Below are 17104 nucleotides of genomic sequence, written 5' to 3'. Positions count from 1 at the left end.
TGATCAATGTAGCTGCCACGCATCCCCCCTCATCCTGAGGAGCCTCTCCTGAGCTTGTCGAAGGAGAGCGTCTCGAAGGGTGAGGGAAGAAGAGGCGTGGTCGTTTAAAAATCGACCGAGTGCAGGACCGATGCGTCAATGGTGTTGATATCGCGCTTGCCGCAAAGAGCCATGGTGACGTCGAGTTCCTTACGGATGATTTCGAGCGCCAGCGTGACGCCTTCCTTTCCCATGGCGCCGAGGCCATAGAGGAAAGGGCGACCGATGAAGACGCCCTGAGCGCCAAGCGCGCGGGCCTTCAGCACGTCCTGACCGGAGCGGATGCCTCCATCGACATGCACTTCGATCTGATCGCCAACGGCATCGACAATCGGCTTCAGCATGGAGATGGACGACGGCGCGCCGTCGAGCTGGCGACCGCCATGGTTGGACACGATGATGGCATCGGCGCCGGTCTTGGCGGCCATCTTCGCGTCTTCCACATCAAGGATGCCCTTGAGGATCAGCTTGCCGCCCCATTGTTCCTTGATCCAGGCCACGTCGTTCCAGTTCATCTGCGGGTCGAACTGTTCTGCCGTCCAGGAGGACAGCGAGGACAGATCGGTCACGTTCTTGGCGTGGCCGGCAATGTTACGGAAGGTGCGGCGTTGCGTACCCATCATGCCCATGCACCAGCCCGGACGGGTCGCCATCTGCCAGATATGCTTCGGGGTGAACTTCGGCGGGGCGGACAGGCCGTTGCGGATATCCTTGTGGCGCTGGCCGAGAATTTGCAGATCGAGTGTCAGCACCAGAGCCGAGCAGCCTGCGGCCTTGGCGCGACCGATCAGGTTCTTCACGAAGTCGCGGTCCTTCATCACATAAAGCTGGAACCAGAACGGCTTCTTCGTCACCGAGGCAACATCCTCGATGGAGCAGATGCTCATGGTGGAAAGCGTGAAGGGCACGCCGAAAGCTTCCGCTGCCTGTGCGGCCAGCATTTCGCCATCGGCATGCTGCATGCCGGTAAGGCCTGTCGGCGCAAGCGCGACCGGCATGGCCACATCCTGACCGATCATGGTCGTTGCCAGCGAACGGTTGGTCATGTCGACCAGCACGCGCTGGCGCAGCTTGATCTTCTTGAAGTCGTCCTCGTTGGCACGATAGGTCGACTCAGTCCAGGCGCCCGAATCCGCATAATCGAAAAACATTTTCGGGACGCGGCGCTGGGCGAGCCGCTTCAGATCGGCGATTTCAACGATGTTGGACATGACTCTTGCCCCTTGTGGTAAGTTTACTTGACCAATCGCATGAAGGATCGCGCGACCGAAATCAAGTGCGAAGCTACAAAACACCGACATCAATTGGTCGTCAATTGAAGGGAGCGGCAATTCTGCTTATGCTATTTGCTTCAAGGTATGCGTTCGCAGTGCAACAAGGATTTCGAGATGAGCAAGGATGGCAAGGGTTCCAAAACCGGTTTCATCGGCAAAAGCTCAAGTGCTGCCGGTGGCTGGGGTGCTCTGAAAAGCTGCGGCAAGCAGTTGCTTGCCAGCGGCGCGCCTCTGACGGGCGCCCGTGCCTTGCTCAAGGCCAACCAGCCCGATGGTTTCGACTGCCCCGGTTGTGCATGGGGCGATCCGGAACATGGCTCATCCTTCGAATTCTGCGAAAACGGCGTCAAGGCGGTGGCATGGGAGGCGACCGACCGGCGCACCACGCCCGCCTTTTTCCGCGAGCATACGGTTTCGCAATTGCGCAACTGGACCGATTACGATCTGGAAAACACTGGTCGTCTGACGCATCCGCTGCGCTACAATGCGGCGACTGACAAATACGAGGCCGTCGAATGGGATGCTGCGCTCGCCCGCATCGGCGAGCTTCTGCGCGCCTTCGACAACCCCAATCGGGTAGAGTTCTATACGTCGGGTCGGGCCTCCAACGAGGCCGCCTTTCTCTATCAGCTTTTCGTGCGGTCCTATGGCACCAATAATTTCCCTGACTGCTCCAATATGTGCCACGAAGCGAGCGGCGTGGCGCTGAAGCAGTCGGTCGGCGTCGGCAAGGGCACGGTGCTGCTGGAAGATTTCGAACAAGCCGATGCGATTTTTGTCGTCGGGCAAAACCCCGGCACCAATCATCCGCGTATGCTGGGCGATCTTCGCCGCGCAGCCGAACGCGGCGCGCGCATCGTTGTGTTCAATCCGATCCGCGAGCGCGGGCTGGAGCGTTTTGCCGATCCGCAAAACAAGCTTGAAATGCTGCATGGCGGCAGCGAAGCGATAGCCAGCGATTATTTCCAGCCACGTCTGGGCGGTGATCTGGCAGCGTTTCGCGGCATGGCAAAGGCAGTGTTCGCAGCCGATGACGCGGCGCTCGCCGCAGGTGAGCCGTCCATTCTCGACCGGGAATTTCTGAGCGCCCATACCGCCGAGCTCGAAGCCTATCGCACTGCCGTGGATGCGACGACGTGGGAGGAGATCGAGGATCAGTCCGGTCTGTTGCGGCAATCGCTGGAGCGGGCGGCAGAGATTTATATGCAGGCGGAAAAGGTCATCTGCACCTGGGCCATGGGCGTGACCCAGCATCGCCATTCGGTGATCACCATCCGCGAGATCACCAATTTCATGCTGTTGCGCGGCAATATTGGCAGGCCCGGCGCTGGCCTTTGCCCGGTGCGCGGCCATTCCAATGTGCAGGGCGACCGCACGGTCGGCATTAACGAAAATCCGCCGCAGGCATTTCTCGATGCGCTGGAAAAGGAATTCGGTTTCGATGTGCCGCGTGAGCCGGGCCATAACGTCATCGGCGCCATTGGCGCCATGCTGGACGGAACGGCACAGGCCTTTATCGGGCTTGGCGGCAATTTTGCCCGCGCGACGCCAGACAGCCCGATCATCGCGAAAGCACTGTCGAGCCAGCGTCTGACCGTGCATATCGCAACCAAGCTCAATCATTCGCATCTGGTGCCGGGTCAGGAATCCTTCATTCTGCCGTGTCTCGGACGCACTGAAATCGATCTGAATTCCAAGGGTGTGGCGCAGATCGTCACGGTTGAGGATTCCATGAGCATGGTGCATGGATCGGGCGGCATCAATTCGCCAGCCTCGCCGCATTTGCGTTCGGAAGTGGCGATCATTGCGGGCATGGCCAATTCGACGCTCGGTCCCAAGCCCGTCAACTGGCTGGAAATGGCTGATGATTACGACCTGATCCGCGACCGCATTGCGCGGGTGCTGCCTGATTTCTACGATTTTAACAAGCGTGTGCGCGTGCCGCGCGGTTTCCATCTGCGCAATACGGCGCGTGAACTGGAATGGAATACGACGAACGGCAAGGCCACGTTCTGGACCGGCGCGCTGCCGGAGGCCATCGAGCATCAGCAGGCGCGGGGCAAGCCGGGCCGCTATGTGTTGCAGACCTTCCGCAGCCATGACCAGTACAACACGACCATCTACGGCATGGATGACCGTTATCGCGGTGTCTATGGCGAGCGGCAAGTCGTGTTCATGAACCCGCTCGACATGGCGGATATCGGTGTCGAGGCGGGTGACCGCGCCGATATTGTCGGTGAATTCATCGATGGTCTGGAACGGGTCGCGCGCGATTTCCGTTTCGTGCCCTATGATATTCCGCGCGGCTGCATCGCTGGCTATTATCCGGAAATGAATGTGCTGGTGCCGCTTGGCAGCTCCGGCGACGAGAGTTTCACGCCGACCTCGAAATCGGTGATCGTTTCGTTCCGACCGGTACAGCCCGTCGCCGCTTGATGGATGAAACTGCTGCCGACTATATGGCGCTGGTCGAAAGGCTCGTTGCCACGTCCGAAAATCTTTCACCATTTGGCGCGGGCGTCATCGCCGCACTGGCGCTGGGCGTTGCCGCCGACAGCCGGACTTTTGCCCGGGTGCTGGGGATCGAGCATGCTTTGGTGCTGCGTGAGGTGAATCTGCTGGGCGCAGACGGTGGCTATATCCGGATTACGCAACGAGACCCGCGAACCCAGCGCACACGCTACGAACTCAGCCCTGTTGGTCGGCAGCTGGTTGATAAAATCTAGAACCAATCCGCTTCCAATTTAAACAGTTCCTTTGGTTGCGTCCTACCGTACGCGCTCTTGTTGCATCCAAGCGCTGGCAAAATAGCCAGCGGGAATGGGCGCTTGCGTATTTCATAAAAACATCACTTGCTATTGGTTCTATATAGGTTCTATTATGTCGGATATGAATAGAACCACCTTAATCACATCCATCGAAGAGCGCGGCCTGCACGATCCGCAGCGGACGGGGCCGCTTTATCGCAATCTGGCGCGTATTCTCGGTGAACTGATTGAAGAGGGGAAACTGGCCCCCGCTGTCGGTCTGCCGCCGGAGCGCGACCTAGCCGAGGAGCTTGGGCTGGGGCGCATCACGGTGCGCAATGCCTATAAGGAATTGCTGGCGCAGGGTGCGGTTGAATCAAGGCGCGGCAGCGGTACATTTGTTGCCGAGCGCCCGACGCGCATCAGCCAGCATCTTTGGCGGCTGACATCGTTTTCGGAAGACATGCTGTCGCGTGGCAAGGAGCCGGGCGCGCGCGTGGTGACGAACCGCATCGACAAGCCGTCGCCGGATGAAGCCTTTCGGCTCGGCGTCGGCGTGGATACGTCCATTGTGCGGCTCGACCGTCTGCGCCTTGCCGATGGCGTGCCGATGGCTTTCGAACGCGCCGTGGTGCCGCGCCATTATCTGGATATGGACCGTGTCGATGAAGCGTCGCTTTATGGCGCGCTGGCGCGGCGCGGTTACAAGCCGGTGCGCGCCTTGCAGCGGCTGACCGCCGTGACTCTCGATCCCGGCACTGCGCGCCTTCTCGGCGTGCATCGCGGCGCTCCGGCGCTTTTGATTGAACGCATCTCGCATCTCGATGACGACCGTATCGTCGAATACACCCGCTCGCATTATCGCGCCGACGCCTATGACTTTGTCGCCGAACTGAAAATTGGAGAATGACCATGGTAAGCCAACCATCCCTGATGTTGCAGGAAACCGAGCAATCGCCTGCGGTGGTTGCAACGCTTCTGGAAAAGGAAGCCGGCACGCTGGCCGAGATCGCAAAGATTTTCGCGAAGAATGAACCGGCAGTCATCACCACGGCGGCGCGCGGTTCTTCCGATCATGCGGCGACATTCTTCAAATATCTGATGGAAATCACGCTCGGTATTCCGGTCGCCTCCATCGGGCCTTCGGTTGCTTCGGTCTACGGCTCGAAGCTGAAGCTTGCGCGCGGCGTGCATTTTACCGTTTCACAGTCCGGTGCCAGCCCCGACATCGTGGCAGCACAGGCCGCAGCCAAAAAGGGCGGCGCGACGACGATTGCCGTGGTCAATGTGGTGGACAGCCCCCTCGGCAAAGAGGCGGATCTCGTGCTTGCGCTGAATGCCGGTGAGGAAAAGAGCGTCGCGGCCACAAAGTCCTTCATTGCCGCAGTGGCTGCCCTGTCGGGCGTGGTCGCGGCTGCAAGCGGCGATGCCGATCTGCGCGCCGGTTTAGAGCGTCTGCCGGAAGCGCTTGCCGCAACCCGCCCCGATGGGCGCGAAGCTGTCGAAAACCTCCTGTTCAATGCGCGCTCGCTTTATACCGGCGGTCGCGGCACCGCCTATGCCATCGCGCTAGAAGCCGCCCTGAAGGCCAAGGAAACCGCCAATATTCATGCGGAAGCCTTTTCGCTGGCCGAACTGATGCATGGCCCGATGCGACTGGTGGAAGAAGGTTTCCCGATTATCTCCTTCCTGCCGCGCGACGAGGCTTTCGACACCAATATTGCGGCCTTGAAGCGGTTGCATTCCTTCGGCGCCAGCATCGTGACCTTGTCCGATGCCGAAACGCCGGGCTTCCGTCTGCCATCGGCCAGCACGGGCAGCCCGCATCTTGATCCGCTGGTTTCGCTCATCAATTACTATCGTGTCATTGAAGCGGTGACGCGCCGCAAGGGTTTTGATCCCGACAAGCCGCGCAATCTCAACAAGGTGACGGTGACGGTATGACAAAAAAATCAGCAATAGCCGGTGCGCGGATTTTCGACGGCGAGCGGTTTCACGATCAGTCTGCCCTTGTTTTCAGCGACGGCAAGGTCGAGGCCATTGTACCGGAGGCGGCACTTGGCGAGGCCCATCAGGTCGAGCGCGTGAAGGGTGGCGTCATTGCGCCGGGTTTTATCGATGCGCAGGTCAATGGCGGCGGCGGGCGGATGCTCAACGATCAGCCGACGCCGGAAACCATGTTCGTGATTGCCGAAGGGCATCGCAAATATGGCACCACCAGCCTGCTGCCGACGCTCATTACCGATACGACTGTCGTGCGTGACCGCGCCATTGAGGCGGCCGTTGAAGCGGTGAAAGCCGACAAGGGTGTCGCGGGCCTGCATCTTGAGGGGCCGCATCTGGCGCCTGCACGCAAGGGCGCGCATCTGGCCGAGTTGATGCGTCCGGTCGATGACGCCGATATCGCTCTTTATATCCATACGGTCGAACAGATCGGTACATTATTGGTGACCATGGCCGCCGAACAGGTGACGCCGGAACAGGTGCGCCGTTTGAGCGATGCCGGTGTGGTGGTCAGCATTGGCCACAGTGACACGACGGCGGAAGAAGCTTTCAAGCGTTTCGATGCCGGTGCGCGCAGCGTTACCCATCTCTTCAACGCGATGAGCCAGATCGGCCATCGCGCGCCGGGTCTGGCGGGGGCTGCACTCGACCATCCGGATATATGGTGCGGGATCGTTGCCGATGGCCACCATGTTGATCCGATGGCGCTGCGTCTGGCGCTGCGCGCCAAGCGCGGCGCCGCGCACCTGTTCTTCGTCACCGACGCCATGGCGCTGGTCGGCTCCGATGCGGAGAGCTTTGAGATCAACGGTCGCGCCGTGCGGCGCGTGCCGGGCGGCATCTGCTCCAAGCTGATCCTGTCCGATGGCACCATTGCCGGTTCCGACCTCGACATGGCCTCCGCAGTTCGTTTCGGTGTGGCCGAACTGGAGCTGACGCTGGCCGAAACCCTGCGCATGGCGAGTCTTTATCCGGCACGTTATTTGCGGCTCGCTGATCGCGGATTGCTGCGCCCCGGCACGCGCATGGATGCGGTGCATCTTGATGACGGGTTGTTCGCGAAAACAACCTGGCGCTCCGGCGTGAAACAGGCAGCCGGGTAAGGGGCAGACCGATGACAGCTATTACCGACCGTTATTTCAACGATCTGATTGCCCGTCTGGCGAGCCTGCGTGACCGCTTGGCCGAACCGATGGAAAAGGCCGCCGACCTGATTGCCACCGCCGCGCGCGCCGACCGTCGGGTCTATGTGTTTGGCACCGGCCATTCTCACATGATGGCGGAAGAGCTGCATTATCGCGCCGGTGGTCTGGCGATCACCGTGCCGATCCTTTGCGGTGCGATCATGCTGCAGGATGGGGCGGTAGCCAGCTCGCATTTCGAGCGTATCGAAGGCGCGGTGCTGCCGATCCTCGACCGCTACGGCATTCAGGAAGGCGATGTGCTGATCGTCGTGTCCAATTCCGGCGTCAATGCCGCGCCCATCGAAGCGGCGCGCTATGCCCGCGAGAAGGGCGCTGCGGTGATCGCAGTCACTTCGGTGACTTATTCCAGCGCGATTGCCAAAGGACGCACGCAGTTGCTTTCGCTGGCCGATGTCGTTCTCGACAATGATGCGCCTGCGGGCGATGCCGTGCTGGAAGTGGAGGGCAGCGCCCTGAAAGTCGGGCCGGTTTCAACGGCACTGGGCGTTACGATCCTGAATGCGATCTTTGCCGATGTTGCGTCCCGCCTCGTGGATGACGGCAGTGCGCCGATCTATCTCAGCGCCAATATGCCGGGGGCAAGCGACTTGAACCGGGAACTGGTCGCGCGGTACAGGGACCGCAATCCGCATCTTTGATCAAATAAGAGCAATCTTTCCTCCAAAGTTGCTTGATAGCGCAATCCGGTCAGTGCATTACGCATTCTGGCATGGCGGAGACCGCATCGTGAACTAGTTTCAAGGCGCGCGCTTTGGCCTGCGCCTTCGAAAACTGAGGAAGTCCGATGCATAATTTTGTCCTGACCGTCACCTGCAAGTCCACCCGCGGCATCGTTGCCGCAATTTCGGGTTACCTTGCGGCTAAGGGTTGCAACATCATTGATAGCGCCCAGTTCGACGATCTCGATACGGGTCGTTTCTTCATGCGCGTCAGCTTCATTTCGGAAGAAGGTGTGGCGCTCGAAACCCTTAGCGAAGGCTTCCAGCCGGTTGCGGCACCATTCGAAATGGATTTCGATTTCCACGACAACGCCAAGCGTACCAAGACGCTTCTGATGGTCTCGCGTTTCGGCCATTGCCTCAACGATCTGCTCTATCGCTGGAAGATCGGCGCGCTGCCGATCGACATTGTCGGCGTGGTATCAAACCATTTCGATTATCAGAAGGTGGTCGTGAACCACGATATTCCCTTCCATCATGTGGCCGTCACCAAGACCAACAAGCCGGAAGCCGAACAGCGCCTGATGGATATTGTCAATGATACCGGCACGGAACTGGTCGTGCTGGCGCGTTACATGCAGGTTCTGTCCGACCAGCTTTGCAAGCAGATGTCTGGCAAGATCATCAATATCCACCACTCGTTCCTGCCGTCGTTCAAGGGGGCGAATCCCTACAAGCAGGCCTATGAGCGTGGCGTGAAGCTGATCGGCGCGACGGCGCATTACGTCACCGCCGATCTCGATGAAGGCCCGATCATCGAGCAGGACGTGGCGCGCATCACCCATGCGCAGAGCGCTGCGGATTACGTCTCCATCGGTCGCGATGTCGAGGCGCAGGTACTGGCCCGCGCTGTCCATGCGCATATTCACCACCGTTCGTTCCTCAACGGCAACCGCACGGTGGTCTTCCCGGCGAGCCCCGGGTCGTTCGCTTCCGAGCGCATGGGGTGATATTGCCGCTCTGGCGCCCTGCAAATCGCGTCTTTTTGCGCTTCCGATACTCACGTGCTTCAGTACGTTGCGCGCCGGTTCTCAAAAGCCACGATTTTCGGCTCGCCATAACGACAATCTCGCTAGTCGCCGATACAAAGCCAATAAAGAACCCCGCTTTTGCGGGGTTTCTTTTAATCAATATTTGTGAGTGAGTTCTTGGAGTGGATTTTAAGAAAAAATAATATAAAATCTAAAATGTAAATAAATATTAGAGGGTTTTATGAAAAAGTATTCTTTATTTTTCTTTGCATTGTCGACTTTTATCGCTTCAGGATATGCTTATGCCGGACAACAGGCTTCAGTACAGATGGCATCACCTTCGATAAACAACACATCACAACAGGTGTATCGGGTTTCTCAGGCGGTGCCGAAGAAACGGCGCTTCGTTTCAGATCGCAAGCAAGTGCATCATTCTTCGACGCAATATCCCACTCTTGATGCATGCAAGAACAGCGGGTGCCCTGAATCTCATTGCCTCCAGACATGCCATGGGTGGCAGTGTGCAAGTGAGTAGAGAGCCTTCGGCAGTGGCGAGAGTTGCTTGAAATGAACGTATTATAACGGGCGGTCTCTCTCATGTGAAAAAGCAAGCGATGATGTCAAACCAATCCCCAGCTTGAGCCCGGTCCGAAAATACGTAGGACTACAACACAAAAAACCCCGCCGAAGCGGGGTTTTCTTTTGACCATCGATCAAGTTCAGTCGATGTCGAAGGTAACGCCCTATGCGAGAAGCAGTTTTCGATGTGCCTATGAGTACAGCTCAATCACTTGCGATGTTGGGTAACAGGTGCTAGCGCGCAATGCGCAAGCATACTACCCGTGTTCATTCCTCAAAAATAATTGAAAGATTGTCTACATAATTGCAGTCAACATTGTGCGATAGATGTAATTAGAAAACGATTTATAATTAAACATTACTAGAGAGGATAATGATTATGAAGAAATATATCGTATTTATATCTATTGCGATTTCATCTTTTTTTTCTACGTATTCGTATGCCGGAAACAATGCAGCATTGCAGCTGAACGCCAATGTAGAAACCAACCAGCCTCCTTTCCTGTTTTCGAAGCCTCGAACACCGTCCAAAGAGCTAATTTTCTTTGCAGGGCAAAGTGAATCAAGGAATCGCAAAAGTATGGGAATTATTGTGACATATCCCAGTCAGGAATTGTGTGTGCAGTATGTTTGGGATTTTTGCCGTGGGGATTGGGACGTTCATCGAAATGAGAACGGAACATGGTCTTGCTGGTGTAAGTAAATTTCAGTAAGTCGATTTATCAATATATCGCAGGCCAAGATATCCGGTTTCCTGTTAAAATGAAGCCAATAAAAAACCCCGCCGAAGCGGGGTTTTCTTTTGAGCTTATTTCAAGATCAGTCGATGTCGAAGGAAACGCCCTGTGCCAGCGGCAGGGCCTTCGAATAATTGATGGTGTTGGTTGCGCGGCGCATATAGCCCTTCCACGCATCCGAACCGGACTCACGACCGCCGCCGGTTTCCTTCTCACCGCCGAATGCACCGCCGATTTCGGCGCCCGAAGTGCCGATATTGACGTTGGCGATGCCGCAATCCGAACCTTCAGCCGAAAGGAAACGTTCCGCTTCCTGCAGGTTTAGCGTGAAGATCGAGGACGACAGGCCGGCGCCAACTTCGTTATGGCTCGCCAGAACGTCGTCGAAGTCGGAATATTTCATCACATAAAGGATCGGAGCGAAGGTTTCTTCGAGAACCGGGCCTTCCTGTTTCGGCATTTCGACGATGGCCGGACGCACATAGTAAGCGTTTTCATGGCCGGTATCGACGCGCTCGCCGCCCTGAACCTTACCGCCGTGAGCGGAAGCTTCCTTGAGGGCCTTCTGCATGTTGTCGAAGGCAACCTTGTCGATCAGCGGACCGACCAGAGCGGTGGTTTCAAGCGGCGAACCGACGGAAACGCTGGCATAGGCTTTCTGCAGACGTGGGACGAGAGCGTCATAAACGCTTTCATGAACGAACAGGCGACGCAGCGTGGTGCAGCGCTGGCCAGCGGTGCCCATGGCGCCGAAAGCAATTGCGCGCAGTGCCATGTCGAGATCGGCCGACGGGCAGACGATGCCGGCATTGTTGCCGCCGAGTTCGAGGATCGCGCGAGCGAAACGCTTGGCAAGACGCGGGCCGACTTCGCGGCCCATGCGGGTCGAGCCAGTGGCCGAGAGAACCGGAACCTTCGGGCTGTCCACGAGCACTTCGCCGATTTCGCGGTCGCCGAGCAGGACCTGCGAGAGGCCTTCCGGCGCATCGCCGAAACGCTTCAGGGCGCGCTGGAAGATCGCGTCGCAGGCGAGAGCGGTGAGGAGGGTCTTTTCAGACGGCTTCCAGACAACCGAGTTGCCGCAAACGATGGCGAGAGCCGCGTTCCACGACCAGACGGCCACAGGGAAGTTGAAGGCGGAGATGACGCCGACAACACCGAGCGGATGCCAGGTTTCCATCATGCGATGGCCAGCGCGTTCGGTTGCGATGGTAAGGCCGTAAAGCTGGCGCGACAGACCGACGGCGAAATCGCAGATGTCGATCATTTCCTGCACTTCGCCGAGGCCTTCCGAAGTGATCTTGCCAGCTTCGATCGAAACGAGACGGCCCAGATCTTCCTTGGAAGCGCGCAGTTCTTCGCCGAGCAGGCGGATCAGTTCGCCGCGCTTCGGCGCCGGAACGTTGCGCCAGACGCGAAAGGCTTCATCGCCCTTGTCGATGATCTTGGCGGCGTCGTCCTTGCTGTGGGTCTTGACCGATGCGATCTGCTCGCCCGTGACCGGGCTGAAACCGGCAAGGTTGCCTGCGGTGTAAACGGCAGCGTCAACACCGAGCTTGGCGAGAAGCTCTGCGGCTTCCTTCTTCACGTCGACTTTTCTGACAGCGGTGTTCATAGCTTTCCTCTCTATGTCTTAACTTTATTCTGCCGCTTCAAGGCCGCCGAGGCGGGCCTGTACGGCTTCGATGGATTCGCGTTCGATGCGGGCATAATGCTCGAATTCGTTGAGAACCTTGGCGCCAAGGTCTTCTTCAAAACGCTTCTGGTTCGGGCTTTCCACGAATTCCTGCGTGTCGTCATCGCCCAGATTGGACTGGAATATACCGGCTGCACTGACCGGCAGGAAGTCTTCATAGGTCAGCGGGTCGAACTGCACCGCGCCAGCGGCGACGAGAAGCTCGATATCGGTGTTCGGCTTGAAACTTGCAAGCTTCGCGGCATCTTTGACCGAATAGGCGAAGTAGCCGAGACCCGCTTCGCGAATGCCAGCCCAGGTGTCCGGGAAAGCCGCAAAGGTGTCGCTCAGCGCCTTGACGTAAGCGCTTGCATTGGAGCCATCCGGGGCCGGACGGGCAATGGCGCGTGTGTCGTTGAGAAGCTTGTCGTAAAGGCCGCGACCTTTGGGCGTCAGCGCAATGCCGCGCTGTTCGATTTCACCGAAACGGGCAGTGTGCGAACCGGCGGTCCATTGGCCGTCGCTGCCGATGAAGGAGACTTCTTCTTCCAGCGCCTTGAACGAGGTCTGGCGCAGAAGGATCGGGCACTTGCGGGTTGGCGGGCCTTCAACGACAGCCTTCGGATTGATGCCGCGTTCCGGCATCTGGTCCTGCACGGCGTCGATGTCGAGCGTGCGCGGCGTCAGATGGTTGATGTGCGGACCCTTGAACGACACAACGTCGGCAATCAGGCGATGCGCATCATGCAGGCGATGGTAAAGCTCGGCGGAAACATTGGCGTGGTCGTGCCAGCGGAAGGTTTCCAGCACTTCAGCCACGAAAGCCCTGGCGTCGGCATCGTCGAGGCCGCCATTGGCTTCGGCCTTCTCGACCAGAGCAACGGCGCCTGCGGTGAAGATGTTGCGCTTGGCAAGAACTTCTTCAGACTCTGCGCGCAGCTGCTCGTCGGCAATAAGGTCGAGACGCAGAAGCGAGGTGAAGACGCGGAACGGATTGTGTTTCAGCGCGGCATCGTCGATCGGACGGAAAGCGGTGGAATGCACGGGAACGCCAGCCGCACTCAGATCGTAATAGCCGACAGGGAACATGCCCATCACCGCGAAGACGCGGCGCATCATGGAAAGTTCGGCGGCGGTGCCGAGACGGATGGCGCCATGGCGCTCTTCGGAAATACGCTCCAGCGAGTCAGTTTCCGTCAGGCGTTCGTGCAGATGGCTGTCATCGGCAAGAACCTTGCTGTTCACATCTGCGACGAGTTCCATCAGCGTGCCGTAGGCAGGCACTTCTTCCCTGTACATGCCGGACATCGCAGCCGAAAAAGCGGAACGAATGGCGTCTGGCGATACGAATTTCTGCGCGTTCATGGCGTATGCTTCCGTGGAACCTAAACTGTCTTTGTAGGGGTCATATTCAGCAATGCGAAAACATGACGGGATTATGATGAAAATGTATCATATCAGCCGTTTTCCGGTTATGATCGCGCTGAAAGCAACTATGTTAATGCGAGATTGGAATGAAGCTAAGCAGGAGACTGATTCCGGACATCGCCACTTTGCAAGCCTTTGAATGTGCTGCGCGCCATGGCAGTTTTACCCAGGCAGCCAATGAACTCAATCTCACCCAGAGCGCCGTCAGCCGCCAGATCAAGGATCTGGAAAGCCAGCTCGGCGTGCTTTTGTTCGAGCGTATCCGCCAGCGCATTCTCCTGTCCGATGCCGGGCGCAAGTTTCTGCCGGAAGTGCGGCGTCTTCTCAACCAGACCGAAGATACGATGTTGCGCGCGATGGCTTCAGCACAGTCCACGTCTTCGTTCAGCGTCGCCACGCTGCCGACATTCGGCTCGCGCTGGCTGATGCCGCGTATTCCGGATTTTGTCGAGAAGCACCCGGGCATCGCGATCAATGTCGCGTCGCGTTCCGGCGTGTTCGATTTCGAGGAAGAGCCGCACGATCTTGCCATCCATTACGGGCAGCCGGTCTGGGCGCATGCGACCTGCAGCTTTTTGTGCAGCGAGGTGATTGTGCCGGTTGCAAGCCCGCGCCTGCTGGAAACCCGCCATCCTTCCGCGCCGGAAGAACTTGAAAGCGAACCGCTTCTGCATCTGGCGACACGACCGAAAATGTGGGCGCAATGGTTTGAAAGCTGCGGTGTCGAGGGGCAGTCGGCCTATCGGGGGCATCGTTTCGACCAGTTCTCGATGGTGATTGGCGCGGCTTTAGCCGGTCTCGGCTTTGCGCTTCTGCCGCTTTACCTGATCGAGCAGGAATTGCGCGATGGCGAGCTGGTGCTGCTTTTCGAGAAGCCCATGCGGACCGAGAATGACTATTATCTCGTCGTGCCGGAAGGAAAACTGGAAAATCCGCTGACGCAGATATTCTGCCAGTGGATTGCCGGTCAGGTCGGCAATACGGACTATTCGGCACTGGTTCATTCCAAACCGGAATGAATTGTTGCGCAATTAGCGCTGTCCAACCGGCTTTCGCGGCGTGAAATAGATGCAGTCCGGCACGCGATGTGCCTTCCACGATACGAAATGGTTGTTGCTCTCAATGTTGAACGATCCGCGCTCTCATGGTCTTTGGGAAAAGACCGCTCCGGCTGCTCCGAAGACGACCTCGCTGCAAGGCGATCTGACGGCGGATGTGGTGATTGTGGGCGGCGGTTTCTCCGGTCTTTCCACGGCCTTGCATCTGGCGGAAAAGGGCGTCAAGGCGATCGTCCTTGAAGGCATCGAGATCGGCTATGGCGGTTCGGGTCGCAATGTCGGTCTGGTCAATGCGGGCATGTGGGTGATGCCCGATGATCTGCCGGGCGTTCTCGGCGAAAAATACGGTGCGCGCCTCCTTGATGTTCTGGGCAATGGCCCGAAGCTGGTTTTCGAAATAATCGAGAAAAACAAGATTGCCTGCGAAGTGGAAAAGCAGGGCACCCTGCATTGCGCCGTGGGCGCGAAGGGTCTCAAGGAACTGGAAGACCGCTGTGAACAATGGGCGCGCCGCGGCGCCAATGTGAAGCTGCTGGACGCGAAGGAAACGGAAGCCAAGGTCGGCACCAGGGCCTATGCGGGTTCGCTGCTTGATCTGCGCGCCGGAACAATCCAGCCGCTGGCCTATGTGCGCGGTCTGGCCCATGCGGCCGTTGCCGCAGGCGCACAGATTTTCACCGGCAGCCCGGTGGTCGGCGCAAGCGAGCAGAACGGCAAGTGGACGGTCAAGACCGCCAAGGGTTCGGTCACGGCGGATTGGGTGGTCGTCGCCACCAATGCCTATACCAACGCGCCATGGGCCGAAGTCCGAGCCGAACTGGTGCATCTGCCCTATTTCAATTTCGCGACCACGCCGCTCTCGGACAATCTGAAGAGGACCATTCTGCCGGAACGTCAGGGCGCATGGGATACGAAAGAAGTTCTGTCGTCCTTCCGTTTCGACCAACAGGGTCGTCTGGTTTTTGGCAGCGTCGGCGCGCTGCGCAATACGGGCGCTGCCGTGCACAAGGCCTGGGCGAAGAAGTCGCTCAAGCGCCTGTTCCCGCAGATCGGCAATGTCGAGTTCGAGGCGGAATGGTATGGCAAGATCGGCATGACCAATGACAGCCTGCCAAAGTTCCATCGTCTGGCGCGCAATGTGGTGGGTTTCTCCGGCTATAATGGTCGCGGCATCGTACCGGGCACCGTGTTCGGCAAGATATTGTCGCAGCTCGTTTCGGGCGAAATCACCGAAGACGATCTGCCGCTGCCGGTCAGCGATCCGAAGGCGCAGAATTTCCGGGGTGTTCGCGAAGCCTATTACGAGGCGGGCGCACAGATCGCGCATGTCGCAGAAATGGTCATCTGATTTTTTTGCCCCTCTGCGGCTTGTCATAAAACCGCAGCGCAAATCCTCTATTGCGGTGCGCATCGCCTTCATGTCGAAGGGATGCGGATCGCTGATAGGCAAAAATATTCAATGTCTTATAAGCCTTCCGATGGACGTGATTCCGCCGGAAGGCTTTTTGTTTTCCGCAGACCAGATCGCAGGATGTTTGACAGGTGCACCATGAATGGAAATGATCGTGCCTATCGCCATAACAGTATCTGCGCGCTATCAGTTCGCACGCGGCAGGGCTGCGCTGGCATTGCCGGCCATGCTGGCGAGCATTACACCGAAATCCGAGGAGCAAATCCCATGAACAAGATGCTGAAGCGGGCCGTTGCCGTACCTGCGCTTCTTGCTCTATCCATCGCTGTGGCACAGGCCGACACGCTGACGCTTTATACCTCGCAGCCCGAAGCGGATGCGACCAAGACCGTCGAGGCTTTCCGCAAGGCCAATCCGGAAACGGAAGTGCAGATTTTCCGCTCCGGCACCAGTGAACTCCTCACCAAGCTTGCCGCCGAATTCGCCGCCGGTGCGCCGCAGCCCGACGTGCTTTTGATCGCCGATGCCGTGACCATGGAAGGACTGAAGAAGGACAAGCGCCTGCTCGCCTATCCGGAAGCCAAGGTCGATGGTTTTGCCGCCGACTCCTATGACGCCGACAAGACCTATTTCGGTTCCAAGCTGATTACCACCGGCATTGCCTATAACACCGGCGCTACGCAGAAGCCGGAACATTGGGCCGATCTCGCCAAGGCCGAGTATAAGGGGCAGGTGGTGATGCCGAGCCCGCTTTATTCGGGGGCTGCGGCCTATCTCCTCAGCGGCTTTGCGCTCAACAAGGATCTGGGCTGGGATTATTTCAAGGGCCTCAAGGCCAATGAACTGGCAAGCGTGAAGGGCAACGGCGCGGTACTGAAGTCGGTTGCCAGCGGTGAAAAGCCTTATGGCATCCTCGTCGATTTCATGGCGCTCAATGCCAAGGCCAAGGGCTCGCCGGTCGAGTTCGTGTTCCCGTCGGAAGGCGTGCCAGCCGTGACCGAGCCGGTCGCCATCATGGCCACTGCCAAGAATGTCGATGGCGCCAAGAAGTTCGTTGATTTCATCCTCTCCGACGACGGCCAGAAGCTGGCGCTGGAACAGGGCTATCTGCCTGCCAAGGAAGGCGTTGGCCGTCCTGCCTGGCTGCCGGAAGGCACCAAGATCAACATCATGTCTATCGACACCCAGAAGGTTCTCGATCAGACTGATGCCGACAAGAAGCAGTTCTCCGAGCTGTTTGGCGGATAAGGCATTTCG

16 protein-coding genes are annotated in these 17104 nt (G+C 58.2%); 13 read left to right on the top strand and 3 right to left on the bottom strand.

Annotated features, from left to right (window positions below; all coding sequences use genetic code 11):
* Positions 1-104: 104 nt before the first annotated feature.
* Entirely contained in the window at positions 105-1250 is a 1146-nt protein-coding gene (locus FIC94_RS06405; RefSeq protein ID WP_109369570.1) for an alpha-hydroxy acid oxidase, read from the bottom strand.
* A 177-nt stretch (positions 1251-1427) separates the two neighbouring features.
* On the opposite strand from FIC94_RS06405, the gene FIC94_RS06400 reads away from it, so the two are divergent.
* From FIC94_RS06400 to FIC94_RS06360, 8 genes are all read left to right on the top strand, one after another.
* A complete protein-coding gene (locus tag FIC94_RS06400; RefSeq protein ID WP_140024321.1) occupies positions 1428-3749 on the top strand; it encodes an FdhF/YdeP family oxidoreductase in 2322 nt (773 codons plus the stop codon).
* On the top strand, positions 3749-4039 hold the full coding sequence (locus FIC94_RS06395; protein ID WP_371830892.1) for a hypothetical protein: 291 nt from the start codon (positions 3749-3751) through the stop codon (positions 4037-4039). Before FIC94_RS06400 ends, FIC94_RS06395 begins: the two co-directional genes overlap by 1 nt.
* Before the next feature lie 163 nt (positions 4040-4202).
* On the top strand, positions 4203-4970 hold the full coding sequence (locus FIC94_RS06390; RefSeq protein ID WP_140024363.1) for a GntR family transcriptional regulator: 768 nt from the start codon (positions 4203-4205) through the stop codon (positions 4968-4970).
* Positions 4971-4972: 2 nt separating this feature from the next.
* Positions 4973-6004 (top strand): SIS domain-containing protein, encoded by a 1032-nt coding sequence (locus tag FIC94_RS06385; protein ID WP_140024319.1) that lies wholly within the window; start codon positions 4973-4975, stop codon positions 6002-6004.
* Positions 6001-7167 (top strand): N-acetylglucosamine-6-phosphate deacetylase, encoded by a 1167-nt coding sequence (gene nagA, locus FIC94_RS06380; protein WP_140024318.1) that lies wholly within the window; start codon positions 6001-6003, stop codon positions 7165-7167. Before FIC94_RS06385 ends, nagA begins: the two co-directional genes overlap by 4 nt.
* 11 nt (positions 7168-7178) lie before the next feature.
* On the top strand, positions 7179-7907 hold the full coding sequence (locus FIC94_RS06375; protein ID WP_140024317.1) for an SIS domain-containing protein: 729 nt from the start codon (positions 7179-7181) through the stop codon (positions 7905-7907).
* A gap of 146 nt (positions 7908-8053) precedes the next feature.
* Positions 8054-8938, top strand: coding sequence for a formyltetrahydrofolate deformylase (purU, locus tag FIC94_RS06370; RefSeq protein WP_109369565.1), 885 nt, complete (start codon positions 8054-8056; stop codon positions 8936-8938).
* Between the two features lie 979 nt (positions 8939-9917).
* Positions 9918-10241, top strand: a complete 324-nt coding sequence (locus FIC94_RS06360; RefSeq protein WP_140024316.1) for a hypothetical protein — start codon at positions 9918-9920, stop codon at positions 10239-10241.
* Positions 10242-10357: 116 nt separating this feature from the next.
* Here the strand turns inward: FIC94_RS06360 and amaB are convergent, their stop codons facing one another.
* Both amaB and hglS read right to left on the bottom strand, forming a co-directional pair.
* Entirely contained in the window at positions 10358-11890 is a 1533-nt protein-coding gene (amaB, locus tag FIC94_RS06355) for an L-piperidine-6-carboxylate dehydrogenase (protein ID WP_109369564.1), read from the bottom strand.
* A 24-nt stretch (positions 11891-11914) separates the two neighbouring features.
* Positions 11915-13315: a 2-oxoadipate dioxygenase/decarboxylase HglS gene (gene hglS / locus FIC94_RS06350; RefSeq protein ID WP_140024315.1), complete on the bottom strand. Its 1401-nt coding sequence runs from the start codon at positions 13313-13315 to the stop codon at positions 11915-11917.
* Positions 13316-13464: 149 nt separating this feature from the next.
* Between hglS and FIC94_RS06345 the strand changes: the two genes are divergently transcribed.
* The 5 genes from FIC94_RS06345 to FIC94_RS06330 all read left to right on the top strand — a co-directional run bounded on the left by FIC94_RS06345 (position 13465) and on the right by FIC94_RS06330 (position 17095).
* Positions 13465-14397 (top strand): LysR family transcriptional regulator, encoded by a 933-nt coding sequence (locus FIC94_RS06345; RefSeq protein WP_121536588.1) that lies wholly within the window; start codon positions 13465-13467, stop codon positions 14395-14397.
* Positions 14398-14500: 103 nt separating this feature from the next.
* A complete protein-coding gene (locus FIC94_RS06340) occupies positions 14501-15784 on the top strand; it encodes an NAD(P)/FAD-dependent oxidoreductase (RefSeq protein ID WP_109369561.1) in 1284 nt (427 codons plus the stop codon).
* Entirely contained in the window at positions 15762-15989 is a 228-nt protein-coding gene (locus FIC94_RS06335) for a hypothetical protein (RefSeq protein ID WP_140024314.1), read from the top strand. Before FIC94_RS06340 ends, FIC94_RS06335 begins: the two co-directional genes overlap by 23 nt.
* Positions 15990-16118: a hypothetical protein gene (locus tag FIC94_RS22755; RefSeq protein WP_268967176.1), complete on the top strand. Its 129-nt coding sequence runs from the start codon at positions 15990-15992 to the stop codon at positions 16116-16118.
* Positions 16115-17095 carry an ABC transporter substrate-binding protein gene (locus FIC94_RS06330; protein WP_140024313.1) on the top strand — a complete coding sequence of 327 codons (981 nt, stop codon included), beginning with the start codon at positions 16115-16117 and terminating at the stop codon, positions 17093-17095. The genes FIC94_RS22755 and FIC94_RS06330 overlap by 4 nt, the downstream gene beginning before the upstream one ends.
* Positions 17096-17104: the final 9 nt, after the last annotated feature.

Source organism: Ochrobactrum teleogrylli, assembly GCF_006376685.1.
In the GTDB taxonomy this organism is placed as follows: Bacteria; Pseudomonadota; Alphaproteobacteria; order Rhizobiales; family Rhizobiaceae; genus Brucella; species Brucella teleogrylli.
The sequence above is the reverse complement of the archived record's forward strand: the minus strand, read 5'-3'. Positions and strand labels throughout refer to the sequence as shown.